The organism is Nocardia sp. CNS-044 (assembly GCF_059570515.1).
Genome location: NZ_JCANSX010000001.1, coordinates 44,977 through 70,173, shown reverse-complemented (window position 1 = coordinate 70,173; position 25,197 = coordinate 44,977). Strand labels below are relative to the sequence as shown.

Annotated in this window: 24 protein-coding genes; 8 read left to right on the top strand and 16 right to left on the bottom strand. The window is 67.8% G+C overall.

Annotated features, from left to right (window positions below; translation table 11 throughout):
- Positions 1-3: 3 nt before the first annotated feature.
- Positions 4-864: an alpha/beta hydrolase family protein gene (locus T333_RS00340; RefSeq protein WP_357254412.1), complete on the top strand. Its 861-nt coding sequence runs from the start codon at positions 4-6 to the stop codon at positions 862-864.
- Positions 865-869: 5 nt separating this feature from the next.
- Here the strand turns inward: T333_RS00340 and T333_RS00335 are convergent, their stop codons facing one another.
- On the bottom strand, positions 870-1,619 hold the full coding sequence (locus tag T333_RS00335) for a TetR/AcrR family transcriptional regulator (protein WP_496423363.1): 750 nt from the start codon (positions 1,617-1,619) through the stop codon (positions 870-872).
- Between the two features lie 140 nt (positions 1,620-1,759).
- Here T333_RS00335 and T333_RS00330 point away from each other — a divergent pair, with 140 nt between their 5' ends.
- A complete protein-coding gene (locus tag T333_RS00330; RefSeq protein WP_357254408.1) occupies positions 1,760-3,115 on the top strand; it encodes a WS/DGAT/MGAT family O-acyltransferase in 1,356 nt (451 codons plus the stop codon).
- A gap of 3 nt (positions 3,116-3,118) precedes the next feature.
- Here the strand turns inward: T333_RS00330 and T333_RS00325 are convergent, their stop codons facing one another.
- Both T333_RS00325 and T333_RS00320 read right to left on the bottom strand, forming a co-directional pair.
- Positions 3,119-5,176 carry a prolyl oligopeptidase family serine peptidase gene (locus T333_RS00325; protein WP_496423362.1) on the bottom strand — a complete coding sequence of 686 codons (2,058 nt, stop codon included), beginning with the start codon at positions 5,174-5,176 and terminating at the stop codon, positions 3,119-3,121.
- A gap of 42 nt (positions 5,177-5,218) precedes the next feature.
- Positions 5,219-5,764 (bottom strand): AMIN-like domain-containing (lipo)protein, encoded by a 546-nt coding sequence (locus T333_RS00320; protein WP_496423361.1) that lies wholly within the window; start codon positions 5,762-5,764, stop codon positions 5,219-5,221.
- Positions 5,765-5,920: 156 nt separating this feature from the next.
- Here T333_RS00320 and T333_RS00315 point away from each other — a divergent pair, with 156 nt between their 5' ends.
- Entirely contained in the window at positions 5,921-6,895 is a 975-nt protein-coding gene (locus tag T333_RS00315; protein ID WP_496423360.1) for a dipeptidase, read from the top strand.
- A 1-nt stretch (position 6,896) separates the two neighbouring features.
- On the opposite strand, the gene T333_RS00310 is transcribed toward T333_RS00315, so the two are convergent.
- Positions 6,897-7,931, bottom strand: a complete 1,035-nt coding sequence (locus T333_RS00310) for an NADP-dependent oxidoreductase (protein ID WP_496423359.1) — start codon at positions 7,929-7,931, stop codon at positions 6,897-6,899.
- A gap of 190 nt (positions 7,932-8,121) precedes the next feature.
- The gene (locus tag T333_RS00305; RefSeq protein ID WP_496423358.1) at positions 8,122-9,171 is read right to left on the bottom strand and encodes an AraC family transcriptional regulator; all 1,050 of its coding nucleotides are present in this window, start codon (positions 9,169-9,171) and stop codon (positions 8,122-8,124) included.
- Between the two features lie 261 nt (positions 9,172-9,432).
- On the opposite strand from T333_RS00305, the gene lpdA reads away from it, so the two are divergent.
- A complete protein-coding gene (lpdA, locus tag T333_RS00300) occupies positions 9,433-10,833 on the top strand; it encodes a dihydrolipoyl dehydrogenase (RefSeq protein WP_354998737.1) in 1,401 nt (466 codons plus the stop codon).
- A gap of 66 nt (positions 10,834-10,899) precedes the next feature.
- A complete protein-coding gene (locus tag T333_RS00295) occupies positions 10,900-11,598 on the top strand; it encodes a polysaccharide deacetylase family protein (protein WP_496423357.1) in 699 nt (232 codons plus the stop codon).
- On the opposite strand, the gene T333_RS00290 is transcribed toward T333_RS00295, so the two are convergent.
- The 3 genes from T333_RS00290 to T333_RS00280 all read right to left on the bottom strand — a co-directional run bounded on the left by T333_RS00290 (position 11,545) and on the right by T333_RS00280 (position 13,099).
- Positions 11,545-12,186, bottom strand: a complete 642-nt coding sequence (locus T333_RS00290) for a GrpB family protein (RefSeq protein ID WP_496423356.1) — start codon at positions 12,184-12,186, stop codon at positions 11,545-11,547. The two genes, T333_RS00295 and T333_RS00290, sit on opposite strands and share 54 nt — an antisense overlap.
- Before the next feature lie 62 nt (positions 12,187-12,248).
- A complete protein-coding gene (locus T333_RS00285; RefSeq protein ID WP_354998740.1) occupies positions 12,249-12,665 on the bottom strand; it encodes a PPOX class F420-dependent oxidoreductase in 417 nt (138 codons plus the stop codon).
- A 38-nt stretch (positions 12,666-12,703) separates the two neighbouring features.
- Positions 12,704-13,099 (bottom strand): winged helix-turn-helix transcriptional regulator, encoded by a 396-nt coding sequence (locus T333_RS00280; protein ID WP_354998741.1) that lies wholly within the window; start codon positions 13,097-13,099, stop codon positions 12,704-12,706.
- Positions 13,100-13,192: 93 nt separating this feature from the next.
- Between T333_RS00280 and T333_RS00275 the strand changes: the two genes are divergently transcribed.
- Positions 13,193-14,047, top strand: coding sequence for an NmrA family NAD(P)-binding protein (locus tag T333_RS00275; RefSeq protein ID WP_496423355.1), 855 nt, complete (start codon positions 13,193-13,195; stop codon positions 14,045-14,047).
- 175 nt (positions 14,048-14,222) lie between these two features.
- Here T333_RS00275 and T333_RS00270 read toward each other — a convergent pair whose 3' ends face one another.
- Both T333_RS00270 and T333_RS00265 read right to left on the bottom strand, forming a co-directional pair.
- Positions 14,223-14,600: a VOC family protein gene (locus tag T333_RS00270; RefSeq protein ID WP_354998743.1), complete on the bottom strand. Its 378-nt coding sequence runs from the start codon at positions 14,598-14,600 to the stop codon at positions 14,223-14,225.
- A 268-nt stretch (positions 14,601-14,868) separates the two neighbouring features.
- The gene (locus tag T333_RS00265; RefSeq protein WP_354998744.1) at positions 14,869-15,414 is read right to left on the bottom strand and encodes a carboxymuconolactone decarboxylase family protein; all 546 of its coding nucleotides are present in this window, start codon (positions 15,412-15,414) and stop codon (positions 14,869-14,871) included.
- A gap of 152 nt (positions 15,415-15,566) precedes the next feature.
- Here T333_RS00265 and T333_RS00260 point away from each other — a divergent pair, with 152 nt between their 5' ends.
- A complete protein-coding gene (locus tag T333_RS00260) occupies positions 15,567-16,517 on the top strand; it encodes a nuclease-related domain-containing protein (RefSeq protein ID WP_496423354.1) in 951 nt (316 codons plus the stop codon).
- 6 nt (positions 16,518-16,523) lie between these two features.
- Here T333_RS00260 and urtE read toward each other — a convergent pair whose 3' ends face one another.
- The 5 genes from urtE to urtA all read right to left on the bottom strand — a co-directional run bounded on the left by urtE (position 16,524) and on the right by urtA (position 21,456).
- Positions 16,524-17,216: an urea ABC transporter ATP-binding subunit UrtE gene (urtE, locus tag T333_RS00255; protein ID WP_496423353.1), complete on the bottom strand. Its 693-nt coding sequence runs from the start codon at positions 17,214-17,216 to the stop codon at positions 16,524-16,526.
- Positions 17,209-18,060 carry an urea ABC transporter ATP-binding protein UrtD gene (urtD, locus tag T333_RS00250; protein ID WP_354998747.1) on the bottom strand — a complete coding sequence of 284 codons (852 nt, stop codon included), beginning with the start codon at positions 18,058-18,060 and terminating at the stop codon, positions 17,209-17,211. The genes urtE and urtD overlap by 8 nt, the downstream gene beginning before the upstream one ends.
- Positions 18,057-19,226 (bottom strand): urea ABC transporter permease subunit UrtC, encoded by a 1,170-nt coding sequence (urtC, locus tag T333_RS00245; protein ID WP_496423352.1) that lies wholly within the window; start codon positions 19,224-19,226, stop codon positions 18,057-18,059. The genes urtD and urtC overlap by 4 nt, the downstream gene beginning before the upstream one ends.
- Positions 19,223-20,107, bottom strand: a complete 885-nt coding sequence (gene urtB / locus T333_RS00240) for an urea ABC transporter permease subunit UrtB (protein WP_354998749.1) — start codon at positions 20,105-20,107, stop codon at positions 19,223-19,225. The genes urtC and urtB overlap by 4 nt, the downstream gene beginning before the upstream one ends.
- Before the next feature lie 77 nt (positions 20,108-20,184).
- Positions 20,185-21,456, bottom strand: coding sequence for an urea ABC transporter substrate-binding protein (gene urtA, locus T333_RS00235; protein WP_357254382.1), 1,272 nt, complete (start codon positions 21,454-21,456; stop codon positions 20,185-20,187).
- Between the two features lie 432 nt (positions 21,457-21,888).
- On the opposite strand from urtA, the gene T333_RS00230 reads away from it, so the two are divergent.
- The gene (locus tag T333_RS00230) at positions 21,889-23,718 is read left to right on the top strand and encodes an acyl-CoA dehydrogenase (RefSeq protein WP_496423351.1); all 1,830 of its coding nucleotides are present in this window, start codon (positions 21,889-21,891) and stop codon (positions 23,716-23,718) included.
- A gap of 65 nt (positions 23,719-23,783) precedes the next feature.
- On the opposite strand, the gene ramB is transcribed toward T333_RS00230, so the two are convergent.
- Positions 23,784-25,190 carry an acetate metabolism transcriptional regulator RamB gene (ramB, locus tag T333_RS00225; RefSeq protein WP_354998752.1) on the bottom strand — a complete coding sequence of 469 codons (1,407 nt, stop codon included), beginning with the start codon at positions 25,188-25,190 and terminating at the stop codon, positions 23,784-23,786.
- Positions 25,191-25,197 lie beyond the last annotated feature (7 nt).

Genomic DNA, 25,197 nt, shown 5'->3' with positions numbered 1-25,197 from the left:
AGCATGGAGACAGTTCCGATCCAGGTGCCGGACGGCAGCACCATTCCGGTGCGGTTGATTCCGGCCGAGGGTCAGCACCGGCATCCGGTGACGCCCGACGCGCCGCGCCCCGTCGTGGTGATCGTGCCCGGGCTCGGCGTGCCGGGCGCGTACTACGAACTGGTCGCCCAGCAATTCGCCGCGCGCGGATTCGACGCCGCCATCGGCGAATTGCGCGGCAACGGCGACAGCCGCCCGCGGCCGAGCCCGACCAGCACCTACGGCTACCACGAGCTGGTCTCGGTGGACTTCCCCGCCATGTTGCAAGTGGTGCGCGACCGGTTTCCGGCGAGCACGCCGTACCTGCTCGGGCACAGCATGGGCGGTCAGCTCGCCGCCATGTACGCGGCGCGGGTCCGCGGCAGGCTCGGCGGGCTGATCCTCGTCGCCTCGGGCACGCCGTACTACCGCGGCTATCGCGGATTGTTCAGTCCCGGCATGCTGTTCGGCACCGCCGCCGCCTCGTTGACCGCGAGCCTCGCGGGTTTCTGGCCCGGCGACCGGATCACCGTCGGCGGCTTCGGACCGCAGTCGAAGGTGCTCATCTCCGACTGGGCGCGGCTGGCGCGCACCGGCAGGTTCGTGCCGGTCGGCGCCGATATCGACTACGAGGAGCGCATCGCCCGGCTGAAGCTGCCGGTCCTGTCGATCACCATCGCGGGCGACGAGCTCACCCCGCGCGGCTCGGCCGAACATCTGCTCGGCAAGATGCCCGCGGCCGAGCTGACCACCTGGCATCAGCCGGAACGGTTGGGGCACAACGGCTGGATCCCGGATCCGAATTCGACCGTCGACCGCATCGAGAAGTGGCTGCGCGACCGCTGATCGCCTCAGCGGCTGCGCGCCAACCGGTCCGCGAAGCCGTCCAGCATGGCCTCGACGCCGATCTCGAAGTACTCGCCGCCTTCGGCGAGTGTGACGTCTTCGCGCGCATCGGACTTCGGTCCGCGCCGTGTCGTATCGCCGTCGCGCGCCGCTGCCACGGCCTGGCTCAGAATGTGCCCGATCACGTAGTCGTGTAGGCAGCGGGTCAGCTGCCGCGCGTGGTCGGGCTCGAATCCCGTGCCCTGCAACCGCTCGATCATCCAGTTGCCGATCTCGGCAGCCGCGGGGCTGCGCACCGGCCGGGTGGCGAAGACTGGCACCGCGTTCGGATGCCTGCGCGATGTCGAACGCAGCCTGCGGGCGTACGCGCGCAGCAGGTCGCGCCAATCCTCCTGCCACGGTAGGGTTTCCATCTCCAGCTCGGCGAACATGGCCGCCGCGATCCCGTCGAACAGATCCTGCTGATCCGTGAAATGCCGGTACGCCGCCATCGGGTCGGCGCCGAGCGCGATGCCGAGTTTGCGCATGGAGAACCCGTCGAGCCCGGTCTCATCGATGACCGTCAGCGCGACCGCCGCGATGTAGTCGCGGTTCAGCGCGGTGCGGGTGGGCGGTGTGCGCTTGCGCGGCGTCATCCGGCGACCAGCCGCCGCGAAACCTGCCGCGAGACGATGCACGCCGGGGACCGACGCACCGGGACAGCCGGTGAGGACATGGCGGGCATGCGGGTCATGGTAGACGCCGACCGTTCCCATCTACGATGTAGATCACATCTACGGCGTAGACGTTTGCCGCGCGATGACCGCGAACACGCAGCGGTGCGACCGAATCCGGCCGAGGGCGGCGGACGAAAGCGGTACATTTCTTCGACTCGGGTTCGGCAAGGGACGGGCACATGGTCGAGTTGATATCTCCACCCGACGCGATCTTCCTGGTGAACGAGTCGCGGGAGCATCCGATGCACGTCGGTTCGCTCCAGCTGTTCCAGCCGCCGGACGACGCGGGTCCCGATTTCGCCAGGACCATCCACGAACAGATGCTCGCGATGCCGGTGCGCAAGCGCCTGTTCCGCAAACGTCCGGGCACCGTGCTCGGCGGCATCTCCAGCCTCACCTGGTCCTACGACGACGAGGTCGACCTGGACTATCACCTGCGCCGCTCCGCGCTCCCCTCGCCGGGCCGGGTGCGGGAACTGCTCGACCTGACTTCCCGGCTGCACAGCAGTCTGCTCGACCGGCACCGCCCGCTGTGGGAGCAGCGTTTGATCGAGGGTCTCGACGACGGTCGGCTCGCGGTCTACACCAAGGTGCACCACGCGCTGATCGACGGTGTCTCGGCGCAGCTGTTGCTCCAGCGCACGCTGAGCACCGACCCGAACGCGACCGACGTCCAGGTGCCGTGGAGTTCCTCCGGCGCGGGCCGACGCGGCGGTGGTCCGTCGCTGGCCGGGCGCGCGGTGAGCGCGCTGCGCGGTATCGGCGGCATCGCACCGTCGACCCTGGCGCTGGCCAAGCAGGCGCTCGCCGAACACCGGCTCGCCCTCCCGTTCGACGCGCCGGACTCGATGTTCAACGTGCGGATCGGGGGAGCGCGGCGCTGCGCCGCGCAGTCCTGGCCGCTGGCGCGGATCAGGGCGGTGAAGGCGGCGGCCGACGTCACGGTCAACGACGTGGTGCTCGCGATGTGCTCGGCGGCGCTGCGCTGCTATCTGCTCGAGCACGACGCGCTGCCGGATCGGTCGCTCATCGCGATGGTCCCGGTGTCGCTGCGGCACGACGACGGGGACGAGGAGAGCGGCAACAGCGTCGGCACCATCCTGTGCAACCTGGGCACTCATCTGCCCGACCCGGTCGAGCGCCTGCGGACGATCAGCGAGTCCATGAGCGAAGGCAAGCGGTTGTTCGCGCAGATGCCCAAGACGCAGGCACTCGCGGTGTCGGCGTTGATGATCGCGCCGCTCGGCCTGTCCACCGTTCCCGGCTTCGTCTCGGTGACGCGCCCGCCGTTCAACATCGTCATCTCGAACGTGCCGGGGCCGCGCGAACCGATGTACTGGAACGGCGCGCGGCTGGACGGCAACTACCCGATGTCGATCGTGCTGGACGGCCAGGCGCTCAACATCACCGTGACGTCCAACGCGGGCAACCTCGATTTCGGCGTGGTCGGCTGCCGCCGCAGCGTGCCCCACCTCCAGCGGATTCTCCGGCACCTGGAGACAGGGCTCGCCGAGCTCGAGCACGCCACCGCGTGAGTCCTATTCGCCCTTCTCCATGAGCATTTGGGTGAAGAACTCGTAGATGAGCGCGGCCTGGAACGCCATCTGCTTGTTGTCCGCGGCGCCGCCGTGCCCGCCCTCGATGTTCTCGTGGTACCAGAACGTGTGGCCCTGCTCCTCCAGCAGCGCCGCCATCTTGCGCGCGTGCCCGGGATGGACGCGGTCGTCGCGGGTGGAGGTGGTGAGCAGGATGGGCGGGTAGTCGGCGTCGGCGCGCGCGTTCTGGTACGGCGAGTACTTGCCGATGTACTCCCACTCCTCCGGCTTGTCCGGGTCGCCGTACTCCGCCATCCACGACGCGCCGGCCAGCAGCAGGTGGTAGCGCTTCATGTCGAGCAGCGGGACCTGGCAGACGATGGCGCCGAACAGCTCCGGGTACCTGGTGAGCATCACGCCCATCAGCAGACCGCCGTTGCTGCCGCCCACCGCGCCGAGCTGCCGCGGGGTGGTGATGCCGCGGTCGACGAGATCCCTCGCGATGGCGGCGAAATCCTCGTACACCTTGTGGCGGTTGGCCTTCTGCACGGAGGTGTGCCACTCCGGGCCGTACTCACCGCCGCCGCGGATGTTGGTCATCACCCAGGTGCCGCCGCGCTCCAGCCAGCCCATACCGGACGCGCCGCTGTAGGCGGGCGTACGGGACACCTCGAAACCGCCGTAGCCGGACATGACCGTCGGGCCCGGCTCGTCTTTGCGGTCGCGGTGCCGAATCACGAAGTACGGCACCATCGTTCCGTCGTCGGACCGGGCGAAGAACTGCTCGGTCTCCACGCCGTCGGCGTCGAAGAACGCGGGTTCCTGCTTGAGCTGCTCGGTGCTGCCGCCGACCGCACTGGCCAGCAGCGTGGCGGGGGTGGTGAAACCGCTAGTGGTGAGCATGAACTCGTCGCCGCCCTCCAGCGGGTCCAGGTTCATGACGCTGGTCGTCGCCATCGGGGGCGTGTCGGCCAGCGGCTCGACGGCCCACCCGTCGGGGCCGGGGGTGAGCACGTGCAGCTTGGTCTGCACGTCCTGGAGGGTGATGAGCAGCAGGTGGTTCTCGGTCCAGCCGTAGCCGTGCAGCGAGGTGTGCGCGTCGGGTGTGAACAGCGCCTCGAAATCTCTTGCGCCGGAGAGGAAGCTCTCGAAGTCGGTGGCCAGCAGCGCACCTGCCGGATAGGTCACGCCGCCCACCTCCCACGGCGACTTCAAGCGGACCAGCAGCCAGTCCTTGTACCAGGATTCGCTGGCGTCGGTCGGCACGTCGATGTGGCGCAGCGTGCCGTCGTCTTCGATGAGGTAGACCTCTTCGTTGAAGAAATCGGTGGCGCGGCCGACGAAATGGCGTTCGTAGCCGGGGGTGCGGTCGTAGCCCGCCGAGACCGCGACATCCTCCTCGGATCCCTCGAAAACCGTTTCGGCGTCGACGAGTTCGGTTCCGCGCCGCCAGCGCTTGGCGATGCGCGGGTATCCGGATTCGGTCAGCGAACCCGGTCCGAAATCGGTGCCGACGTACACCGAGTCGACGTCGATCCAGCGGATCTCCGATTTCGCCTCGGGCAGGAAGTAACCGCCGTCCGACTGTTCGATGAATTCTTTTCGCTCGATGTCGAATTCGCGAACAACCTTGGCGTCGGCGCCGCCGCGGGACAGGCTGACGAGCGCGCGCGACTGTTCCGGCCGCAGCACCGCGGCGCCGCCCCACACCCAGTTCTCGCCTTCGACGGCGGCCAGCGCGTCCAGGTCGATCAGCACGTCCCAGTCCGGGGATTCCTTGGCGTACTCGGCGAACGTGGTGCGCCGCCACAGGCCGCGCGGGTGCTCGGCGTCGCGCCAGAAGTTGTACAGCCAGCGCCCGCGCCGACCCGGGTAGGCGATCTTGGTGTCGGTGTCGAGCATGTCGAGGATGCGGCGTTCCAGCTCGGTGAACCGCTCGGTCGAGGCGAAGCGCTCCCCGACGACCTCGTTGTGGGCGCGCGCCCACTCCAGTGGCCGATCGCCGGTCACCTCTTCCAACCACAGGTAGGGATCGTTCATACTCTGCTCGACGCCGCTCATGTCAACTATTGTTGCTGAGCGGCGTCCTCCCTGCGTGCGCGGTTACCAGAAGTGTGCGACGTCGAGTACGACTCGCGATCCGCCGCCGGGGCCGTCCAGCGTGAACACCCGGAACGGCAGCCGCGCGCGCACGCCGACGCCCAAGGTGGTCTGACCTTCGAACGAGCCCGCCCAGGCGACCTGTCGGAAGGTTCGATAGCCGGCGACTCTCGCCAGTTCGCCGCGATCGGCCGGGGCGTAGGTGAGATCGCCCGCGTGGTCGTAGGCCGGAGCGTGCACCGTCACGCTCAGGAACGCGCCGCCGCGCAGCGGCACGGGCGCGCCGGAGGCGTCCATGCTCACCGAATCGACGTAGGTCGCGCGGTAGCCGGTGACCGGACCGGCGACGTCGATGACGAGTCGGTCGAAACACTGGTGGCGACCGGAGCGCACGTTCGTGACAGGCGCGGACGAATGGTTCGGCTCGGTCTTCTCGAGCGAGCCCCAGACCAAGCCGCAATAGGAGGGGGTCGCGTTGGCGGAGTTGGGAATGATCAAGAGTGCGATTCCGGCGGCAAGCGCGGAAATCAGGACGAGGAAGCGACGCACGTCGCACCGCCTTGGGGCAGTTGGGATGAAGCACACGGAAAATCGGTCTGATCCGACAATTCGTTAGGCACCGTTGTGTCGCGGATGTGTCTCGAATTCGTCGCTGCCCGCGCTCATTAAGATCGAAATTCCGTACCGAAAGACAGGAGTCCGACCTTGGCCGCCTTCCTGTGGGAACAGCACTGCTGTCTGCCGCTGCTGCCCACCGCCGACATCACGGAGCTGGCCAGGTACCCGCTGGGCTCCTACCTGTCGGTGAACGTCGGCTACTCCAGGCAGAGCACCGCCGATTCGCTTGCGCTGGTGCGGCAGTTTCGCCGGGATGCGCTGGCGGACGGACGGTTTCGTCTGGTTGTCGGTCTCGAGGACCTCGGCGATCCGGAACGTATCGCGCTCGCCTTCGATCTGGAGGACTCGGAGCCGCTCGGCGGCGATCTGGACAACGTCGAGGTGTTCCACGAACTCGGCGTGCGCTCGCTGCTGCCGACCTACAACCACGTCAACGCGGCGGGCTGCGGCTGCCTCGACACCGAGGACACCGGACTCACTCCCTACGGAAAGGATTTGGTGCGCAAACTCAACGAGGTCGGCGTGTTCGTCGACGGCGCGCACTGCTCGCGGCGCACCGGGCTCGACCTCGCCGCGCGCACCGCCGTGCCGATGATCTACAGCCACGCCAATTTCGCCGCACTGTGGGATCACCCGCGCAATATCACCGACGAGCAGGCCAGGGCGTGCGCCGAGACCGGCGGTGTCATCGGTGTCAACGGCGTCGGCATCTTCTTGGGCCGCAACGAACCCGACGATCGGGCCCGGCGCGTCGCGGCCATGGCCGATCACATCCAGTACGGCGTCGAACTCGTCGGTGTGGAGCACATCGGCATCGGCTCGGACTACTCCTTCGACGGCGAGGATTTCAACGCCGAGCTGTTCGCCAACCCGGGCGCCTTTTCCGATTCGTACACCAAATGGGGTCCTTTGCAATGGGTTCCGCCTGAGGACCTGCTCGGGATCGGCGTCGGCCCCGGACTGGACGCCGAGCTGGCCGCGCGCGGGTTCACCGAAGACGAGCGCGCCGCGGTGTTCGGCGAGAACTTCCGCAGGGTCGCCGAGCAGGTCTGGCGAAACTGATTCAGCCGAGGCGCACGAGCATCTTGCCGGTGTTCGCGCCCGACAGCACGCCGAGGAACGCGGCGGGCGCCTGCTCCAAGCCTTCGTACACGGTCTGCCTGGTGCGCAGGGTGCCGTCGGCCAGCCAAGCGGCGGCCTTGGCGATGTACTCGCCGAAGACCGGGAAGTAGCTGCTCACCAGCATGCCGCGCAGCGAAACCTCCCTGGTGGCAGCGAGATACAGGTCGGGGCCTTGCTCGCCGGTCGCGCCGTTGTATCCGCTGATCGCGCCGACCAGCGCGACCCGGCCGTTCGGCCGCATGGCAGCCACCGCGACGCGCAGGTGCTCGCCGCCGACGCTGTCCAGATAGACGTCGACGCCCTCCGGCGCGGCCGCGGCGAGCTGCCCTTCCAGGTCGCCCGCGCGGTAGTCGATCGCGGCGTCGAAACCGAACTCCTCCAGTAGCAGAGCCGTTTTCGCCGGGCCACCCGCCGAGCCGATGACCCGGCCCGCCCCCAGCGCCTTGGCGATCTGACCGGCGACGCTACCCACCGCGCCCGCCGCCGCCGAGACGAAGACGGTGTCGCCGGGCCGGACCGGCGCCACGTCGGTGAGCGCGGCGTACGCGGTGAGCCCGGTGGTGCCGAGCGCGCCGAGGAAGTGCTCGGGCTCGGCCGCCGACGTATCGATCGGTGTCGCGAGTGCGTCGTCGAGGATCGAGTGTTCCCGCCACCCCGCGAAGTGGGTCACCGTGGCGCCCACTGGAATCCGCTCCGACCGTGAGGCGATCACCTCGCCGACCGCAGACCCCTCCAACGCCGCGCCGACCTCGAACGGTGCGATATAGGACGGGCGGTCGTCCATCCGCCCGCGCATGTACGGGTCGACCGACATCCAGGTGTTTCGCACCAGGATCTGCCCTTCGGCGAGTTCCGGCATCGGCCGGGTCACCAGCTCGAAGTTCGCCGGGGTCGGCGCACCCTCGGGCCGGGCCGCCAAGTGAATCTCCCTCGTCGTGACCGGCAATGTGGTGGTCGAAATTGCCTGTGCAGTCATCTGTTTCGCACTTCCTCGGAGAACGATCCGGACTGTTCCATCCGGCACCGATCACGCTATGAGCGCCTCGGACGGCTTCCCAGGTCCTCCGCCGCCACCAACCGGTCCGAACACGCCACCGCCCGGTACGCCCGTCGGCTGAAGCGGCACCCCCTACTGCTCGGTGCGCGTCGCCGGTAGTTGGGCGGCGTCAGGAGTGTCGACGGGCCGAAGGGGAGCTGCCTGTCCAGCGCCGGAAGGCCTTGCGCAACGCCCGGTCGTCGGCGAAGCCGAGGCGGTCGGCGACGGTCGCGGTGGTGAGTCCTTGGCCGAGAAGCCTTTTCGCGCGTTCGTAGCGGGCCAGGTCGACCTCGTGCCGCCATCCGGTGTCGTGCTCGGCGAGTTGGCGTTGCAAGGTGCGCGGGCTCACGGCCAGGCGGTGGGCCACCGAGGCGAGGGAAGGTTCGCCCTGGTCGAGGGCGGCGTCCAGGGCGGTGCGGAAGACTTCGAGGGGGCTGGGGACCGGCTTGGCCGTGGCGAGCACCAGGTCGGCGTGGTTGCGCAGTAGGTCGGCGAGCATCGGGTCGGCGCGGGGGAGCGGTGCGGCGGCGTCGGCGGCGGTGAAGGTGATGGTGTCGGCGGGTGCGTCGAATTCGATGCGGTCGGTGCCGAAGGCGGTGGTCAACACCTCGTGGGTGGCCGGGGCGGCGTGACTGAAGGTGAGTCGGGCGGGAACGACGCGTCGGCCGGTCGCCTCGCGGGCGCGCCGCAGGTAGTAGGCCAGCACGTACTCGTTGACCACCGCGGCGACGTCGGGATCGCCCGCGGTGGTGCGGTAGCCGACGGTGAGTTCGCCGGGGTGGTCCAGCTCGAAGCCTTCGGCGGCGGCGGTCACCACCCGGTGATAGGGCTGGGCCGCCCGCAGCGCGTCGGCCAGCGTCGGACCGGTGGTGACGAGATAGTCCCAGGTGGTCAGGGTCCCGAGCGGGGCGGCCCGCGCCACGGCCAGACCGGCTCCCGGCTCCGGCCTCGCCCGCGCGAGCAATTCCCACAGGTCGACCAGCGAGCGCAGCGGAATCCGGTTGAGCTCACCGGCCAGCGCGGCGTCGTCGATCGCGGGAATGCGGGCCAGCCGCGCCGGGTCGACGTCCGATAGCCGAACGACATCACGGACCAGGCGAACGAGATGCGTCGAGGTGGTGCCGTCGATCGGATCGAGCGGCCGGACCCCGTCGTCACCGTTCGATCCGCCGTTCGTCACGACGCCAGGGTAGGCGTATCTCCGCATTGGCTCCGGCCGTGCGCGGGCTTCGGTCGGACTGCGTCCGCCTGCGTGGATAGCGCATACCTCCGCATCCGCTCGGCCATCTGCGTCCGGCGGCGCGGGTGAGGCCGCTTCCGCCCAGGTCGGCGCGACCGTGGCGGCGCTCGTCCGGTCCCGACGATGGCGCGTGTGCCCCGCATCTCACCGAACCGGGACCACGGTGGGTGAACTCCCGGCAACGGAGTTAGGCTCGGTGGCGTGACTTCCCACTACGATGTCGTCGTTCTCGGCGCTGGTCCCGGCGGTTATGTCGCCGCGATCCGCGCCGCTCAACTCGGCCTGCGAACAGCGATCGTCGAGCAGAAATACTGGGGCGGTGTGTGCCTGAACGTGGGCTGCATCCCGTCGAAGGCGTTGCTGCGCAATGCCGAACTCGCGCACATTTTCACCAAAGAGGCCAAGACCTTCGGCATCACCGGTGAGGCGAGCTTCGACTTCGGCGCGGCGTTCGACCGCAGCCGCAAGGTGGCGGACGGCCGGGTCAAGGGCGTCCACTTCCTGATGAAGAAGAACAAGATCGACGAGTTCGACGGCAAGGGCACCTTCGTCGACGCGAACACGCTGTCGGTCGAGCTGTCCAAGGGCGGCACCGAGACGGTCACGTTCGACAACGTGATCATCGCGACGGGCACCGTCACCAAGCTGCTGCCCGGCACCCAGCTGAGCGCCAACGTGGTGACCTACGAAGAGCAGATCATGACCCGGGATCTGCCCGGTTCGGTCCTCATCGTCGGCGCGGGCGCGATCGGCATGGAGTTCGGCTACGTCCTGAAGAACTACGGCGTCGACGTGCGCATCGTGGAGTTCCTGGACCGCGCGCTGCCCAACGAGGACGCCGACGTCTCCAAAGAGATCACCAAGGCGTACAAGAAGCTCGGCATCACCATCACCACCGGTGCGGCCGTGCAGTCCATCGACGACGACGGGTCCAAGGTCACCGTCTCGATCAAGGACAACAAGTCCGGCGCGGTGGAGACCGTCACCGTCGACAAGGTGCTGCAGGCCGTCGGCTTCGCGCCGCGGGTGGAGGGCTACGGCCTGGAGAACACCGGCGTGCAGATCGAACGCGGCGCCATCGCCATCGACGACTACATGCGCACCAACGTGCCGCACATCTACGCCATCGGTGACGTCACCGGCAAGCTGCAGCTCGCGCACGTCGCGGAGGCGCAGGGCGTGGTCGCGGCCGAGACCATCGGCGGCGCGGAGACCGTCACCCTCGGTGACTACCGCATGATGCCGCGCGCTACCTTCTGCCAGCCGCAGGTGGCCAGCTTCGGTCTCACCGAGGAGCAGGCGCGCGCCGAGGGCTACGACGTGAAGGTCGCGACCTTCCCGTTCACCGCCAACGGCAAGGCGCACGGCCTCGGCGACGCGACCGGTTTCGTGAAGCTGATCTCCGACAACAAGTACGGCGAGCTGATCGGCGGCCACCTGATCGGACCCGACGTCTCGGAGCTGCTGCCCGAGCTGACCCTGGCCCAGAAGTGGGATCTCACGGTCAACGAGCTCGCGCGCAACGTGCACACCCACCCGACGCTCAGCGAGGCGCTGCAGGAGGCCATCCACGGTCTCGCGGGCCACATGATCAACTTCTGAGCCGCGCGAAACGGTGGCGCTCGGTCCGAAAGGGCCGGGCGCCATTGTTTTTGGTATACAGCGAAGATGCTTCGCCGATTGCTGGTCGGGACCGCGCTCGCCCTGGTCCTCGTCGTGCTGCTGGGGGCAGGCACCTATTTCCTGATGAACTCGCGCACCTATCAGGTGGCGGGGCGGCTGGTCGATCGGGTCGACACCGCGGACAAAGTGGTCGCGCTGACGCTCGACGACGGACCCTCCGACAACGCGCCGGAAGTGCTGAAAGTCCTTGCGGACGCGGGCATTCCGGCCACGTTCTACCTGAACGGGCGCGATCTCGCGGCCCGGCCCGAGGCCGGTAGGGCGATCGCCGCCGCCGGTCACGAGATCGGCAACCACACCTACAACCATCGCCGCATGGTGTTCGTCTCCGACGAGACCGTACGCGCCGAAATCGAGGACACCGACGCCGAGATCGCGAAGACGGGCTATCGCGGACCCATCACCTTCCGCCCGCCCTACGGCAAGAAACTGTGGTCGCTGCCCGAATACCTCGCCGACCACGACCGCATCACCGTCATGTGGGACGTCGAACCGGACTCCGGCAAGATCGCCACCACCGACGAGATCGTCAGCGAAACCGTCGCTCAGGTGCGGCCGGGTTCGATCATCCTGCTGCACGTCATGAGCAACCCGGACTCCCTCGCCGCCATCCCGCGCATAGTCGAGGAACTACGCGCCGACGGCTACACCTTCCTCCCCATCTCCCAACTCCTCACCCGGTGACGTACGACCGGGAAGCGCTCGGCCGAGGATCTCCTCGACGACGTCGCTCTTGGCATTCGCGTAGTGCTGGACGAACTTCCAGTTACGCCGGGCCAGTTCCCGTTTGACTCGCTCGTAGTACTCCTTGTCGTCGCCATGCGTGCGGAGCCGGTCGCGAAAGGCCACGATGCGTTCGATCTCGGGTGCGCCCGATTCCTGGTCGAAGACATGTAAATTCACGCTCCACTGCGCGCCGTCCTCCACTCGCCGGACGAGACAGCGATGCTGGTACCAGTCCGGCTGCCGGATCCGTAATGCGTAGCCGGTGGCTTCGAGGGCCGGAACGTAGGCGGCCTCATCGGCGGCGTCTGGGACGACCAGCAGGATGTCGATCAGCGGTTTGGCCGAGAGCCCGGGCACAGAGGTCGAGCCGGTGTGCTCGATCCGCAACGCGAGCGGACCGAGCGCCGCTCGTATCGCGGCTTCGTCCTCGGCGTACCAGGCGGGCCATTCGGGGTTGTAGTCCTCGATGACGATCTCGACGGCGTACGGCGTCAGCTTGCCGACGGTGGCGGCGGCGAGCTCCTCGTCCGAGTCCAACGTGGCCATACATCACCCTATCGAGGGGACGAGGCTGGGTTCGTGATGGTGGAGTCGCGCCGGTCTCGGGTTCAGAGCATGCCGTAGGCGCGGTCCGGGGTGAAGCGGGCGATGACGCGGTGGTCTTCGACCATGGAGCGGCGGTAGTCGGACCAGTCGGGGTGTTCGCCGGAGGCGGCGCGGTAGTAGGCGACGAGTTCGTCGACGGTGGGGTCGTCGGGGTCGGTGGCGACGGGGGTGAGTTCGACGGTGCCTTCGAGGACGGCGTAGGCGAAGAAATCGTCGCGGGTGACGTGCAGCGCGGCCCAGGGGTCGCGGCGCAGGTTGTGGTATTTCGCGCGGTCGGCGGTGATGGAGATGCGGATGATGTCGTCGTCGCCGACGACGTGCAGCACATTGGACAGCTGGGGCCTGCCGTTGCGGCGGATGGTGGTCAGCACGGAACGGCGAGCGGAGCGGGCGAAATCGACGGCTTCGGAGAGTTCCATGTCACCTGCAACCGATCGGCGGGCGCGGTCGTTCCCGATCACTCGCGGTGGTAGGCGGCCTGGGCCTCGCGGACCCGCGGCATGTTCTTCTCCACCACCTGAATGAGCCCCTCGAGCTGGTCGGCCACCTCGGCGCCGAGTTCGGTGAGGGTGTATTCGACGCGCGGCGGGATGGTCTCCTGCACCTCGCGGTGCACCATGCCGTCGCGTTCCAGCGCCTGCAGGGTCTGCGAGAGCATGCGTTCGCTCACACCGTCGACCCGTCTGCGCAGCGCGCTGAAGCGGTACGGCCCCTCCCGCAGCGCCACTAGGGCGAGGATGCCCCACCGGCTCGCCACTGTCTGCAAAACCGGCCGCGACGTGCAGTTTCGTGCGAAGACATCGGCTTCCAGCGTCGGGTCGTCGGCCTCGGCCGAGATGCGCTGGGTGTCCATGGCGTCGATAGTACGCGCCTTGACCGCAGTGGCTGTGGAATGCATAGTGCTTACTAATAGTTAGTACATGCAGAATCAGCACTTGGAGGAATCATGACCGTTGCCGTCGCCGGGGCAAGCGGACAGCTGGGCAGGCTCGTCGTCGAAGAACTGTTGCGCGCGGGCGTTTCGCCCGTCGCGATCGTGCGCGATCCGGGCAAGGTGGCCGACTTGGCCGACCGCGGCGTCGACGTGCGCGAGGCCGACTACGGCGACGCCGCCGCGCTGGACCGCGCGCTCGCGGGCGTCGACCGGCTGCTGCTGATCTCCGGCAACGAGTTCGGCAAGCGAATCGACCAGCACACCAACGTGATTCGCGCGGCAGAACGCGCGCGTCTCCGGCTGCTCGCGTACACCAGCATTCCCCGCGCCACCGAGAACCCGCTGATCCTTGCGCAGGAGCATCGCGGCACCGAGGCGGTGCTGAGCGAGTCGGCCGTGCCCTACGTCTTGCTGCGCAACAGCTGGTACTGGGAGAACTACTTGGGCGGACTCGCGCACGCGGTGGAGTCCGGCGTGCTGCACGGCTCGGCGGGTGCGGGGCGGGTGGCCGGTGCGGCCCGCGCCGACTACGCCGCGGCCGCCGCGCACGTGCTCACCACCGACGGCCACGAGGGTCGCGTCTACGAGCTCGGCGGTGACGAACGGCTCACATATGACGAACTGGCGCAGGCGATCTCGGAGGCCGCGGGTAAGCCGGTGCGCTACGAGAACCTTGCCGAGGCGGACTACGCGGCTGTGCTCGTGCAGGCCGGACTGCCCGCCCAGTACGCCGAGGCGCTGGCCGACGCGGACACCGGCATCGCCTCGGGCATTCTCGACGTCGACTCCGGCGACCTGCGAAAACTCCTGGACCGCCCAGCGACTCCGGCTGTCGAGGTCTTCCGCGCCGCGCTTCGCCCGAGCTGAGAATCGCTCGGCCCGCAGCTGAGCCGAGGACCGCGCAGTCCTCGCTCGACCGAGGCTGGTGGCCGAAAGCCTGTCTCGCGTGCGGGTCGTGTTCCCGCGTCGCGGCCGAGCCCGTCACACGCCGCACAGAGTTGTCGGCTCTGTGCGACGTGTGCGAGGAGTTACCCGAACGGGGTCAGACCCACTGCACGAGCTGAAGAATGATCCCGTTCGGGTCGGACATCTGGAAGTACCGCTCGCCCCACTCCTCGGTCTCGATGGGCGTCACGATCGGCACGCCCTCGCCTTGGAGGCGCGCGTACTCCGCGTCGATGTCGTCGACCACGAACACCACGAGCAACCCGTCGCCCGCGCTGCCCGCCGCGCTCGCCGGTTTGAAGGACTTCAGCCCGGTGCGCAGGTAGATGAGGTTCATTCCGGCGTCGGGCCGCTCCAGCGAGACGAACCCGTCGGCGGACATCTTCTCGGTGAACCCGAGGTGGTCGACGACGAACTTCGCCGAGGCCTGCGGGTCCGCGACGTTGAGCGAAATGGCGGAAGCGGTGATGTGCATACGTCCTCCTCGGTAAAACTCTCTACTTAGTACGCTGTACTTTGTAGGGAAATTTCCACGGGCCTGCACTATGAGCTGGATCACTCGTGTTCGGACGCGCATCACCGCGCCGTCGAGTTCACCGCCGCCCACGCACCCGACGACCCGGGCACGCTGGATCGTGTGAGCGCTCAGATCCCGTCACGCCGGGATGGCCGTGCGCTGCATGGTCGGGCGCGCGAGGAGCTGTCGCGTCGGGTCGGCCGTGCGCTGGATCGCCCCGAGGCGCTCAGATCCCGTCGCGTTGAATACGCAGCGCGGTGATGGTCGACGCCAATCCCTCGTACTGGTTGACCAGCAACACGATCTCGATGAGGCCGCGCTCGTCGTAGTGCTCGGCCAGCCGGGTCCACGTGGTGTCGTCGATGTCGCGGGTCGTGACGAGCTGGTCGACCGCTTCGAGCAGCGCGCGGTGCTTGTCGTTCCAGTAGGGATCGGCCGGTCCGTTGCGCAGCCGTTCCAGGATCTCCTGCGTGACGCCCGCGCGGCGGCCGAGCCGGATGTGATGGTCCATCTCGTACTCGCAGCTGCGCAGGTGGGCGACGCGAATGATGACCAGCTCGGATTCGTACCTCGGCAGCCGCCCGCCCGGCATCAGGCGACCGGAGTAGTGCAGCCAGCCGCGAAACAGTCCCTTGGTGCGGCCGAGCGTGCTGAACAGATGCGCGTCGGGAGTGCCCGCGGCCCGCGAGAGCACCTGCCAGACAGCCCAATTCACCGGACCGAGTTCCTTGAGCCGTCCCGGTGCGATCCGTGGTTGCGACATCGAAACCATGCTTCCCGCCTTCCGCGCGGTGAGCGCCTCCCCGTGCGCCGCGCCATCGTGGTTGGGGTCCGGGCGCCGGCGCCGGACCGAGAGCCGAGCCTACCCGCGCTTTCCGCCTTTCCAGTGGTTTTCCCGGGTGCGGACCGGCATCATCAGTACCGGTGCGGATCGCCGGGGCCGTGGGCGGGCCGCGCCGCGAGGGCGAACAGGTTGAGCAGGGGTCGAGGCACATGCTGGTGAAGATCAGGCCCGGAGCGCAGCTCTCCGGAGCCGAACAGGAATTCGTGGACTGCCTGCGGTCCTTTCCGACGACCGGTCTCGCCGCGATCGATGCGCACGTGGGGGACAACGGAACCCGTCAGATCGACGCGGTGCTGATCACTCCGCGCGGCATCACGGTGGCCGAGGTCAGGGGTTTCCGGCGGCGGCAGAGCGGCATTCTGCACGTGTCGACCGACGAGCCGTGGACCATCAGCGAAAATCTCGCCGAGCTGGACGACGAGAGCAACGCGAATCCGGCCGAACGCCTGGAACAGAGCGTGTACGCGGTCAAGAGCAAACTCGAACGGGCGCTGCTCGATCCGGGCCACGTGTGCGGCGTGGTCGCGCTTGTTCCGTTGCGCGGCGTTGTGGTGCGGCCCGCGCGGACGAACCTGCGCTCCGGTATCGACGTCGTCGTCGCCAACGTGCCCGACTCCACCGAATTGCAAATATATATCGAGGGTTTCGCGGCGGGACCGCGCAGTTGGAGCGCCGACAAGGTGATCTCGGCGGCCACGGCGCTCGGCGTGACCGCGCCGTCGCGAGCCGAACTGATCGCCGACGGCTTCGACGAACTCGCACCGCACTCGCACATGCCAGTCGCCGTTCCCGTCGCGCCACCGCCGCGCACCCCACCACCACCGCTTCCGCCGTCGCGCAGCCAGCACGCCGCGACCTGGGCCGTCGTCGCGGTGGCCCTGATCGGCATGCTGGTGGTGTTCGGCGTCGTCGCCACGGCGGTGGCGCGCGACGATCCGCATCCCAGCCGGGAGACCACTTCCACCACGGTGGACCCGACCCCGTCGCCGTCGAGGCCCCGCGACTGCTATCCGTTCCAGACCGACTGCTGAACCAGCTCAGATCGCCATCGCCGCACGGACTTCGGTCTCCGCACCCGCCCCGCCCGCGCCGGTCGAGGTGACGTGGCCGGATTGCAGCACGTGATACCGCTGTGCCGCCTGGAGCGCGAAACCGATGTGCTGCTCGACGAGCAGCACGCTCAACCCGCCGCGACCCGTCAATTCGACGATGGTGCGCTCGATCTCGGCTACCACCGACGGCTGGATGCCCTCGGTCGGCTCGTCCAGGATGAGCAGCTTGGGCTCGGTGATCAGCGCTCGCGCGATGGAGAGCTGCTGACGCTGGCCGCCGGAGAGCAGACCCGCCTTGCGGCTCAGCAACTCACGCAGCGCCGGGAACAGATCCAGCGACTCGTCGATCAGCGCCTTGCCCCGCTTGCGTCCGTCGGCCACCACTTGCAGGTTCTCCGCGGTGGTGAGCTGCGGAAAACTCTGCTGGCCCTGCGGCACATACGCGATGCCGCGCTTGACCCGGCGCGAGGGCGAGAGCTTGGTGATCACGTCGCCGTCGAAGGTGATCCGCCCGGACTTCGTGGCGACCAACCCGACCGCGGTGCGCAGCAATGTCGTCTTGCCCGCGCCGTTGTGCCCCATGATCGCGACCACGCTGTCGTCCGGAACTGTCAGCGACACACCGTGAATCACCTCGGTCCGGCCGTAGCCGGAGTGGACGTCGACCAGTTCAAGCATCGGCGGACTCCTTGTTCTGCGCTCGTGTTTCGGCGTTGTGCGCGGTGGTTTCGTCTTCGAGTTCGGTGCCGATGGCCGCCGCGGTGCCGAGGTAGACCTCCTGCACCTTCGGATCGGCCTGCACCTGCTCGACCGTTCCCTCGCTGAGCACCCGGCCGCCCGCGAGGACGGTCACCGAGGTGGCGAACGAGCGCATGAACTCCATGTCGTGCTCGACGACGACCACGACGCGCTCGGCGCCGATACGGCGCAACAGGTTTCCCGTCTCCTCGCGCTCCTCGGCGCTCATGCCCGCGACCGGTTCGTCGAGCAACAGCACCGCGGCGTTCTGCACAAGCAGCATGCCGATCTCCAGCCACTGCTTCTGGCCGTGCGCGAGCAGGCCCGCCGGTTTGTCGCGCAGCGCCGTGAGACCGGTGGTCTCCAGCGCCTCTTCGATACTCGGCAGCACCGACTTGCGCCTGCGCAGCAGCGACAGCGGCGAACGGCCCGCGCCCGCCGCGATATCCAGGTTCTGCAAGACGCTCAGCTGCTCGAACACGCTGGCCGTCTGGAAGGTGCGCCCGACGCCGAGGCGGGCGATCTGGTGCACCTTCTTGCCGAGCAGTTCGGTCCCGGACTTCTGCGCGGAACCCGTCGCCGGGACCAGGCCGGTGATGGCGTCGATGAGCGTGGTCTTGCCCGCGCCGTTGGGGCCGATCAGGAAGCGCAGGTCACCTTGCAGGACCGTCAGATCCACGTCGGTCACCGCTTTGAATCCGTCGAAACTCACGCAGAGGCCGCGGATTTCGAGGTACTCGCTGTCCATGCCCGCGTTGCCGCCGAGCTTGGGTTCGGTTGTCATCGGGATTCCACCTTCTCCTCGGCGACCTGCTGTCGGACGGGGGCGTCCTCGGGCGGCGCGGTCTCGCGCACCACGACCGGAACGCTCGAGCCGCCGCGTCGAAACCTGCTCTCCGCCAGCCCTTTCAGCATCGGCCATACGCCCGCGAGCCCCGCCGGGATGAACCCGACGACGACGATGAACAGCACACCCTGCAAGTAGGTCCAGCCGGAGGGGAACTGTTCGGAGAAGGCGGTCTGCGCCCACGCGACGCCGATCGCGCCGAGCACCGGACCGAGCAGGGTGGTGCGGCCGCCGATGGCGACGCCGATCAGGAACGCGATGGAGGGCACCACGCCGATGTCTGCGGGGGAGATGATGCCGACGATCGGCGTGAAAAGCGCGCCCGCGATGCCCGCGAAGAAGGCGGCGACGACGTACGCGACGATCTTGATGTTGGCCGGGTCGTATCCGAGGAAGCGCACCCGCTCCTCCTGGTCGCGCACCGCGACGAGCAGTTCGCCGTAGCGGCTGTGCATCAGCTGGCGCACCAGCGCGACCACGACGAGCAGCGTGCCCGCCGCGATGAAGAACAGCATCTGCCGGTTGACCGGGTCGGAGAGCTTGAAGCCGAAGAAGGCGCGGAAATCCGAGAGTCCGGTGAACCCGCCGAGCGCCTGCTGCCCGGTGAGCAGGATGGCGAGCGCCGCGGCCAGCGCCTGGCTCAGGATCGCGAAGTAGGCGCCCTTGACCCGGCGCTTGAACACGCCGTAGCCGAGCAGTGCCGCGACCAGCGCGGGCAGCACGAGTATCGCGAGGATCGCCACCGGCGCCGACCCGAAAGGCTGCCAGAATCCCGGCAATTCGCGAATGCCCGCGATCTCCATGAACTCCGGAACGTCGTTGCCGAGCCGGGCGGCGTCGGCCATCTGCAAGTGCATCGCCATCAGGTACGCGCCGATGCCGAAGAACACGCCTTGGCCGAGGGTCAGCATGCCGCCGCGCCCCCACGCCAGGCCGATGCCCGCCGCCACGATGGCGAAGCACAGGAACTTCGCGAGCAGGTTCAGCCGGAAGTCGCTGAGCACCGCGGGGGCCACCGCGAACAGCAGGATCGCGGCGACGGCGAAACCGCCGAGCGCGGTCAGCGAGGAGTGCTCACGCACGCGTCCGATCAGCGTGGTCATGCCAAACTCCTTGTCCGGACGGTGAACAGGCCCTGTGGACGGACCTGAAGGAAGATCACGATCAGCACGAAGACGACGACTTTCGCGATGGACGCGGTGGTCTCGTATTCGATGTAGGAATTGAGCAGCCCGAGCGCGAAGGCCGCGATCACGGTGCCCTTGATCTGGCCGAGGCCGCCGATCACCACGACGAGGAACGCGTCGATCAGATAGCTCTGGCCGATGGTCGGACTCGTCGAACCGATCAACGTCAGCGCGACGCCCGCCACGCCCGCGAGGCCGGAGCCGATGAAGAAGGTGCTGATATCGGTGAAACGGCTGGAGACGCCGCTTGTTTCGGCCAGCCCGCGGTTCTGCACGACCGCGCGGATGCGCCTGCCGAGCGGCGTCGCCTTCAGCACGATCGCCAACACGGTCACCGCGAGTACCGCGAGCACCAGGATGAAGATGCGCGTCTTGGGCACGACCGCGCCCAAGATGGTGACGCCGCCGCTGAGCCACTCCGGCGCGAGCACGTTCTTGGCGGGAGCGCCGAAGATGTCACGGGCGAACTGCTGCAACACCAGGCCGACGCCGAAGGTGACGAGCAGGGTGTCCAGCGGGCGGTCGTACATCCAGCGGATCAGGCCCATCTCCAGCGCCGCGCCGAGCGCGCCGCCGACCAGGAACCCGATCACCAGCGACACCAGCAGCGAGACGCCCGCCGAGGAGATCACCTTCTGCACGACGTAGGTGGTGTAGCAGCCGGCCATGATGAATTCGCCGTGCGCCATGTTGATCACGCCCATCTGGCCGAAGGTGAGCGAGAGGCCGAGGGCGGCGAGCAAAAGAATCGATCCCAGGCTCAACCCCGTGAAGAGCTGGCCGATCAACACGTCCATCAGTAGTCACCTCGATAGCAGGCCGATACGGGACGGCCGGCGAACCGGCCGTCCCGCGTCGAACGGACGAACAGTTGTCACAGGCCTTTGGCCCAGTCGTAGGACTTCAGGTACGGGTCCGGCTGGATGGGCTTGCCGGAGTCCCAGACCGTGTAGATCAGGCCGTCGGCGCGGATCTCGCCGATGCGCGCGGTCTTGGTGATGTGGTGGTTGGAGCCGTCGATGGTGACCAGACCTTCCGGCGCGTCGAAGCTGACGCCGTCGGCCGCGGCCTGGATGTCCTCGGTCTTGAACGAGTTGGCCTTCTCGACGGTGTTCTTCCACAGGTAGACCGAGGCGTAGGCGGCCTCCATCGGGTCCGAGGTGGGCTTGTCCGCGCCGAAGGCGGCCTTGTACGCGTCGACGAACGCCTTGTTCTGCGGAGAGTCGACGGTCTGGTAGTAGTTCCACGCGGTCAGCTGGCCCGCGATGTTCTGCGCGCCGATGCCCGCGACCTCTTCCTCGGCGATGGACACCGAAACCACCGGCATCTCGGCGGCTTTCAGGCCCGCGTTGGTGTACTCGCGGAAGAACGCGACGTTGGAATCACCGTTGAGGGTGTTGAACACCGCGCCCGCCTTGGCGTTTCGCACCTTGTTCACGATGGTCGAGAAGTCGGTGGAGCCCAGCGGGGTGTAGTCCTCGCCCTTGATCTCGATGCCGTTGGCCGCGGCGTAGGCCTTGATCTCGCGGTTGGCGGTCTGCGGGAAGACGTAGTCGGAGCCGACCAGGTAGAGGGACGTGATGCCCTTCTGCTTCAGGTAGTCCAGCGCGGGCACGATCTGCTGGTTGGTGGTCGCGCCGGTGTAGAAGATGTTCTTGCTGTCCTCCAGGCCCTCGTACTGGACCGGGTAGTAGAGCAGCGAGTTCAGGCTTTCGAACTTGGGCTTCATGGCTTTTCGGCTGGACGAGGTCCAGCCGCCGAACACCGCGGCGACGCAGTCGGAGCTGATGAGCTTCTCGGCCTTCTCCGCGAACGTCTTCGGGTCCGAGGCGCCGTCCTCGAGCACCAGCTGGATCTTCTTGCCGAGCACGCCGCCCGCGGCGTTGATCTGGTCGACGGCCAGCTTGGTGGAGTTGGCGACGGTGACCTCGGAGATGGCCATGGTGCCCGACAGCGAGTGCAGGGAACCGACCTTGATGGTGTCGGTGGAGGTGTCGACGCAGGAGGCGGCGCTGGAGCCGGTCGTCGCGTCGTCCTTGGCGCCGCAGGCGGTCAGCAACAGGCCGGCGAGCGCCAGCGCGGTCGGCGCGACGAGCGCTCTGGTCAGGCGGGAACGATGCCGATGAGCGGCACAGGAATCTGACATGGGGCGGGACCCTCTCACTTCATCAGGTGTTCGGCGGCGCTGGCCGCGCCGCACGCGAATACGCCGTATTTGCCCCGGTCAACGCTGTCGACCGGGGTGTATACAACCGCATATTCGTGGTGCGAAGAGTAGACAGAAGTTGTTGCGCCGGAATATCTCTCGGTGACGAGTCCGTTGCCGATGTTTCCGGCGTGTGAAACCTTTTCGGCTATCGATCGGTGAACCGGCGTGAGGTCCGTAGTTGGTCCGTAGCTACGTCTACGGTCGGGTACCCGGCCGCGCGACTTCGCCTGGTCGTCGGCGGCTGTTCCGGTCCGATCTTCCCTACGGTTGCGTAGCCGATTCCCGGTGCGGCAGGCTGCGATTTGTACATCGTCAGAAGCGCCGGAGCGTCGTGGCGGCGGGCCACGGCCGCGAGTCGAGGAGGACCAGGTGGGGCACTACAAGGCGAACGTGCGTGACATCGAATTCAACCTTTTCGAGGTGCTGGGCCTGGACAAACTCCTCGATACCGGCGCCTACGGCGACCTCGACTCCGATACCGTGCGGGAAATCCTCGCCGAGGTGAAGCGCCTCGCCGAGGGCCCGATCGCGGACTCCTTCGCGGCGGCCGACCGCGAGCCAGTCGTCTACGACCCGAGCACCTTCGAGATCTCCGTACCCGAGCCGTTGCGCAAGACGGTCGCGGCGGTGCGCGACGCCGACTGGGGCAGGCTGGGCATGCCGGAGGGCATGGGCGGCACGCCCGCGCCCAACGCGGTGGTCTGGGCGGTCAACGAGATGATCACCTGCGCCAACCCGTCGGCCAGCTTCTTCAGCATGGGCTCGGTGATGTCGGCGGTGCTGTTCAACGTCGGCAACGAGCAGCAAAAGCACTGGGCCACGGTCGGTTACGAGAAGGGCTGGCAGGGCACCATGGTGCTGACCGAGCCGGACGCGGGCTCGGATGTCGGCGCGGGCCGCACCAAGGCGATCGCGCAGGAGGACGGCTCCTGGCACATCGAGGGCGTCAAGCGGTTCATCTCGGGCGGCGACGTCGGCGACACCGCCGAGAACGTCTTCCACCTGGTGCTCGCCCGCCCGGAGGGCGCGGGCCCCGGCACCAAGGGGCTGTCGCTGTTCTACGTGCCGAAGTTCCTGTTCGACCACGAGACGCTGGAGCTGGGCGACCGCAACGGCGTCTACGTGACCGGCGTCGAGCACAAAATGGGCCTGAAGTCCTCCCCGACCTGTGAGCTGACCTTCGGCGGCGGCCCGGTTCCGGCCAAGGGCTGGCTGGTCGGCGACGTGCACAACGGCATCGCGCAGATGTTCCAGGTGATCGAGAACGCCCGGATGATGGTCGGCGTCAAGTCCTCCGGCACCCTCTCGACGGGTTACCTGAACGCCCTCGCCTACGCCAAGGAGCGCGTGCAGGGCGCGGACCTCACCCAGATGTCGGACAAGGCGGCCCCGCGCGTCACCATTACGCACCACCCGGACGTGCGCCGCTCGCTGGCGATGCAGAAGGCGTACGCCGAGGGGCTGCGCTCGGTGTATCTCTACACCGCCGCGCATCAGAACGCCGATGTGGCGCAGCATGTTTCAGGTGCCGATGCCGAACTGGCGCACCGCGTGGACGATCTGCTGCTGCCCATCGTGAAGGGCGTCGGCTCCGAGCGCGCCTACCAGTTGCTGACGGAATCCCTTCAGACACTGGGCGGTTCGGGCTACCTCCAGGACTACCCCGTCGAGCAGTACATTCGCGACGCCAAGATCGACTCGCTGTACGAGGGCACCACCGCCATCCAGGCGCAGGACTTCTTCTTCCGCAAGATCATTCGGGACAAGGGCGCTGCGCTGGCCCACGTCGACGGCCAGATCACCGCCTTCCTCGCCGCCCCGACCGGACGCTTCGATACCGAACGGGAACTGCTGCGCACCGCCCAGGCCGACGTGCAGGCGATGGCGGCGACACTCACCGGATTCGTGATGGCGGCCCAGCAGTCGCCCGCCGAGCTGTACAAGGTGGGGCTGGGTTCCGTGCGGTTCCTGCTCGCGGTCGGTGACCTGCTCATCGGGTGGCGGCTGTTGGCGCAGGCGGAGATCGCCGCCGCGGCGTTGGGCGAGGGTGCGGACGGTAAGGATCGGGCGTTCTATTCCGGGAAGGTCGCGGTCGCGAAGTTCTTCGCGCGGAACGTGTTGCCGCAGTTGACGGCTACGCGGAAGGTGTTGGCTGGGATCGACAACGACATCATGGAGTTGGACGAGGCGGCGTTCTGAGGGTGGTGGTCTGCGTGGTCACTGTCCTGCCACGATGACACCGACCGGCACCGCGAGCGCGGAATTCACTTCAGCACGTACGGCGACACCGAGCTGCGGTGCTCGCTGATGTCGAGAACCTTGCCGAGCGGAGGGAAGGCGCGCTGGGGACAGTTGGCGCGCTCGCAGACGCGGCAGCCGGCGCCGATGGGCGTCGGCTGCACCACGTCGAGGTCGATGCCGTCGGCGTAGACGACCCGGCCCGCATGGCGCAGCTCGCAACCGAGGCCGATGGCGAAGGTCTTGCTCGGCTGGCCGTAGTGCGTGGCGCGGCGCTCGACGGTCCGGGCGACCCAGAGGTACTTGCGCCCGTCGGGCATCTGCGCGATCTGGGTCATGATCTTGCCGGGATAGGCGAAGGTCTCGTACACGTTCCACAGCGGGCAGGTGCCGCCGCTGGAGGAGAAGTGAAAACCGGTGGCGGACTGACGCTTCGACATGTTGCCCGCGCGGTCGACCCGGACGAAGGAGAACGGGACGCCGCGCAGCTTGGGCCGTTGCAGGGTCGACAGCCGATGGCAGATCGTCTCGTAGCTCTGGCTGAAGGACGCCGAGAGCCGCTCGATGTCGTAGCGGTAGTCCTCCGCCACCTCGTGAAAGTGCGAGTATGGCAAGACCGTCGCCGCGGCGAAATAGTTGGCGAGACCGAGCATGGCCAGCTTGCGGGTGTCCTCGGACGCGAAATTGCCCTCTTCGACCAGCTTTTCGAGCAGATCGCCGCATTCGAAGTAGGCGAGCTCGGCGGCGAGCTTGAACGTGCGCTGGCCGCCGGACAGGTGCGGCGCGATCTCCAGCACCCGCGACTCGGTGTCGTAGCGGTGCAGCACGCCCTCGCCGAGATCGATGCGCTCCACGATCTTCACGTCGTGCGAGCGCAGCCTGCGCGCGATCTCGCTGGGCACGTCGCCGCCGTGGAAACGGATGCGGGCCGTGAGTTCCTCTGCGGCTGTGTCCAATTCGTGGATGTAGTTCTGTCGCTGATAGAAGTAGTCGCGCACTTCCTCGTGCGGCTTGCTGATGGTCGCGCTGCCCGCGCCGTCGGCGAAGCGGTCCTCGGTGGCGGCCGCGAGCTGGGCGCTGGTGTTGCGATACCGGTTGTGCATGGCGACCATCGCGCGGGCGATGCTCGGGTGCGCCGAGACCATGTCGGCGATCTCCTGGGTGTCGGCCTCGATGCCGAGTTCCTGATCCATGACGACCTCTTGCAGCTCGGCGATGAGCCGGGTGTCGTCGGCGGAGGAGAAGAAGGTCGCGTCCACACCGAACACTTCGCTGATCTTCAGCAGCACCGGCACGGTGAGCGGGCGCACGTCGTGTTCGATCTGGTTCAGGTAGCTGGCCGAGATCTCCAGCTTCTGCGCGAGCGAGACCTGGCTCAGCCCACGTTCGGTACGCAGCTGACGAAGCCGCGCGCCGACATAAGTCTTGGCCATATGTCCA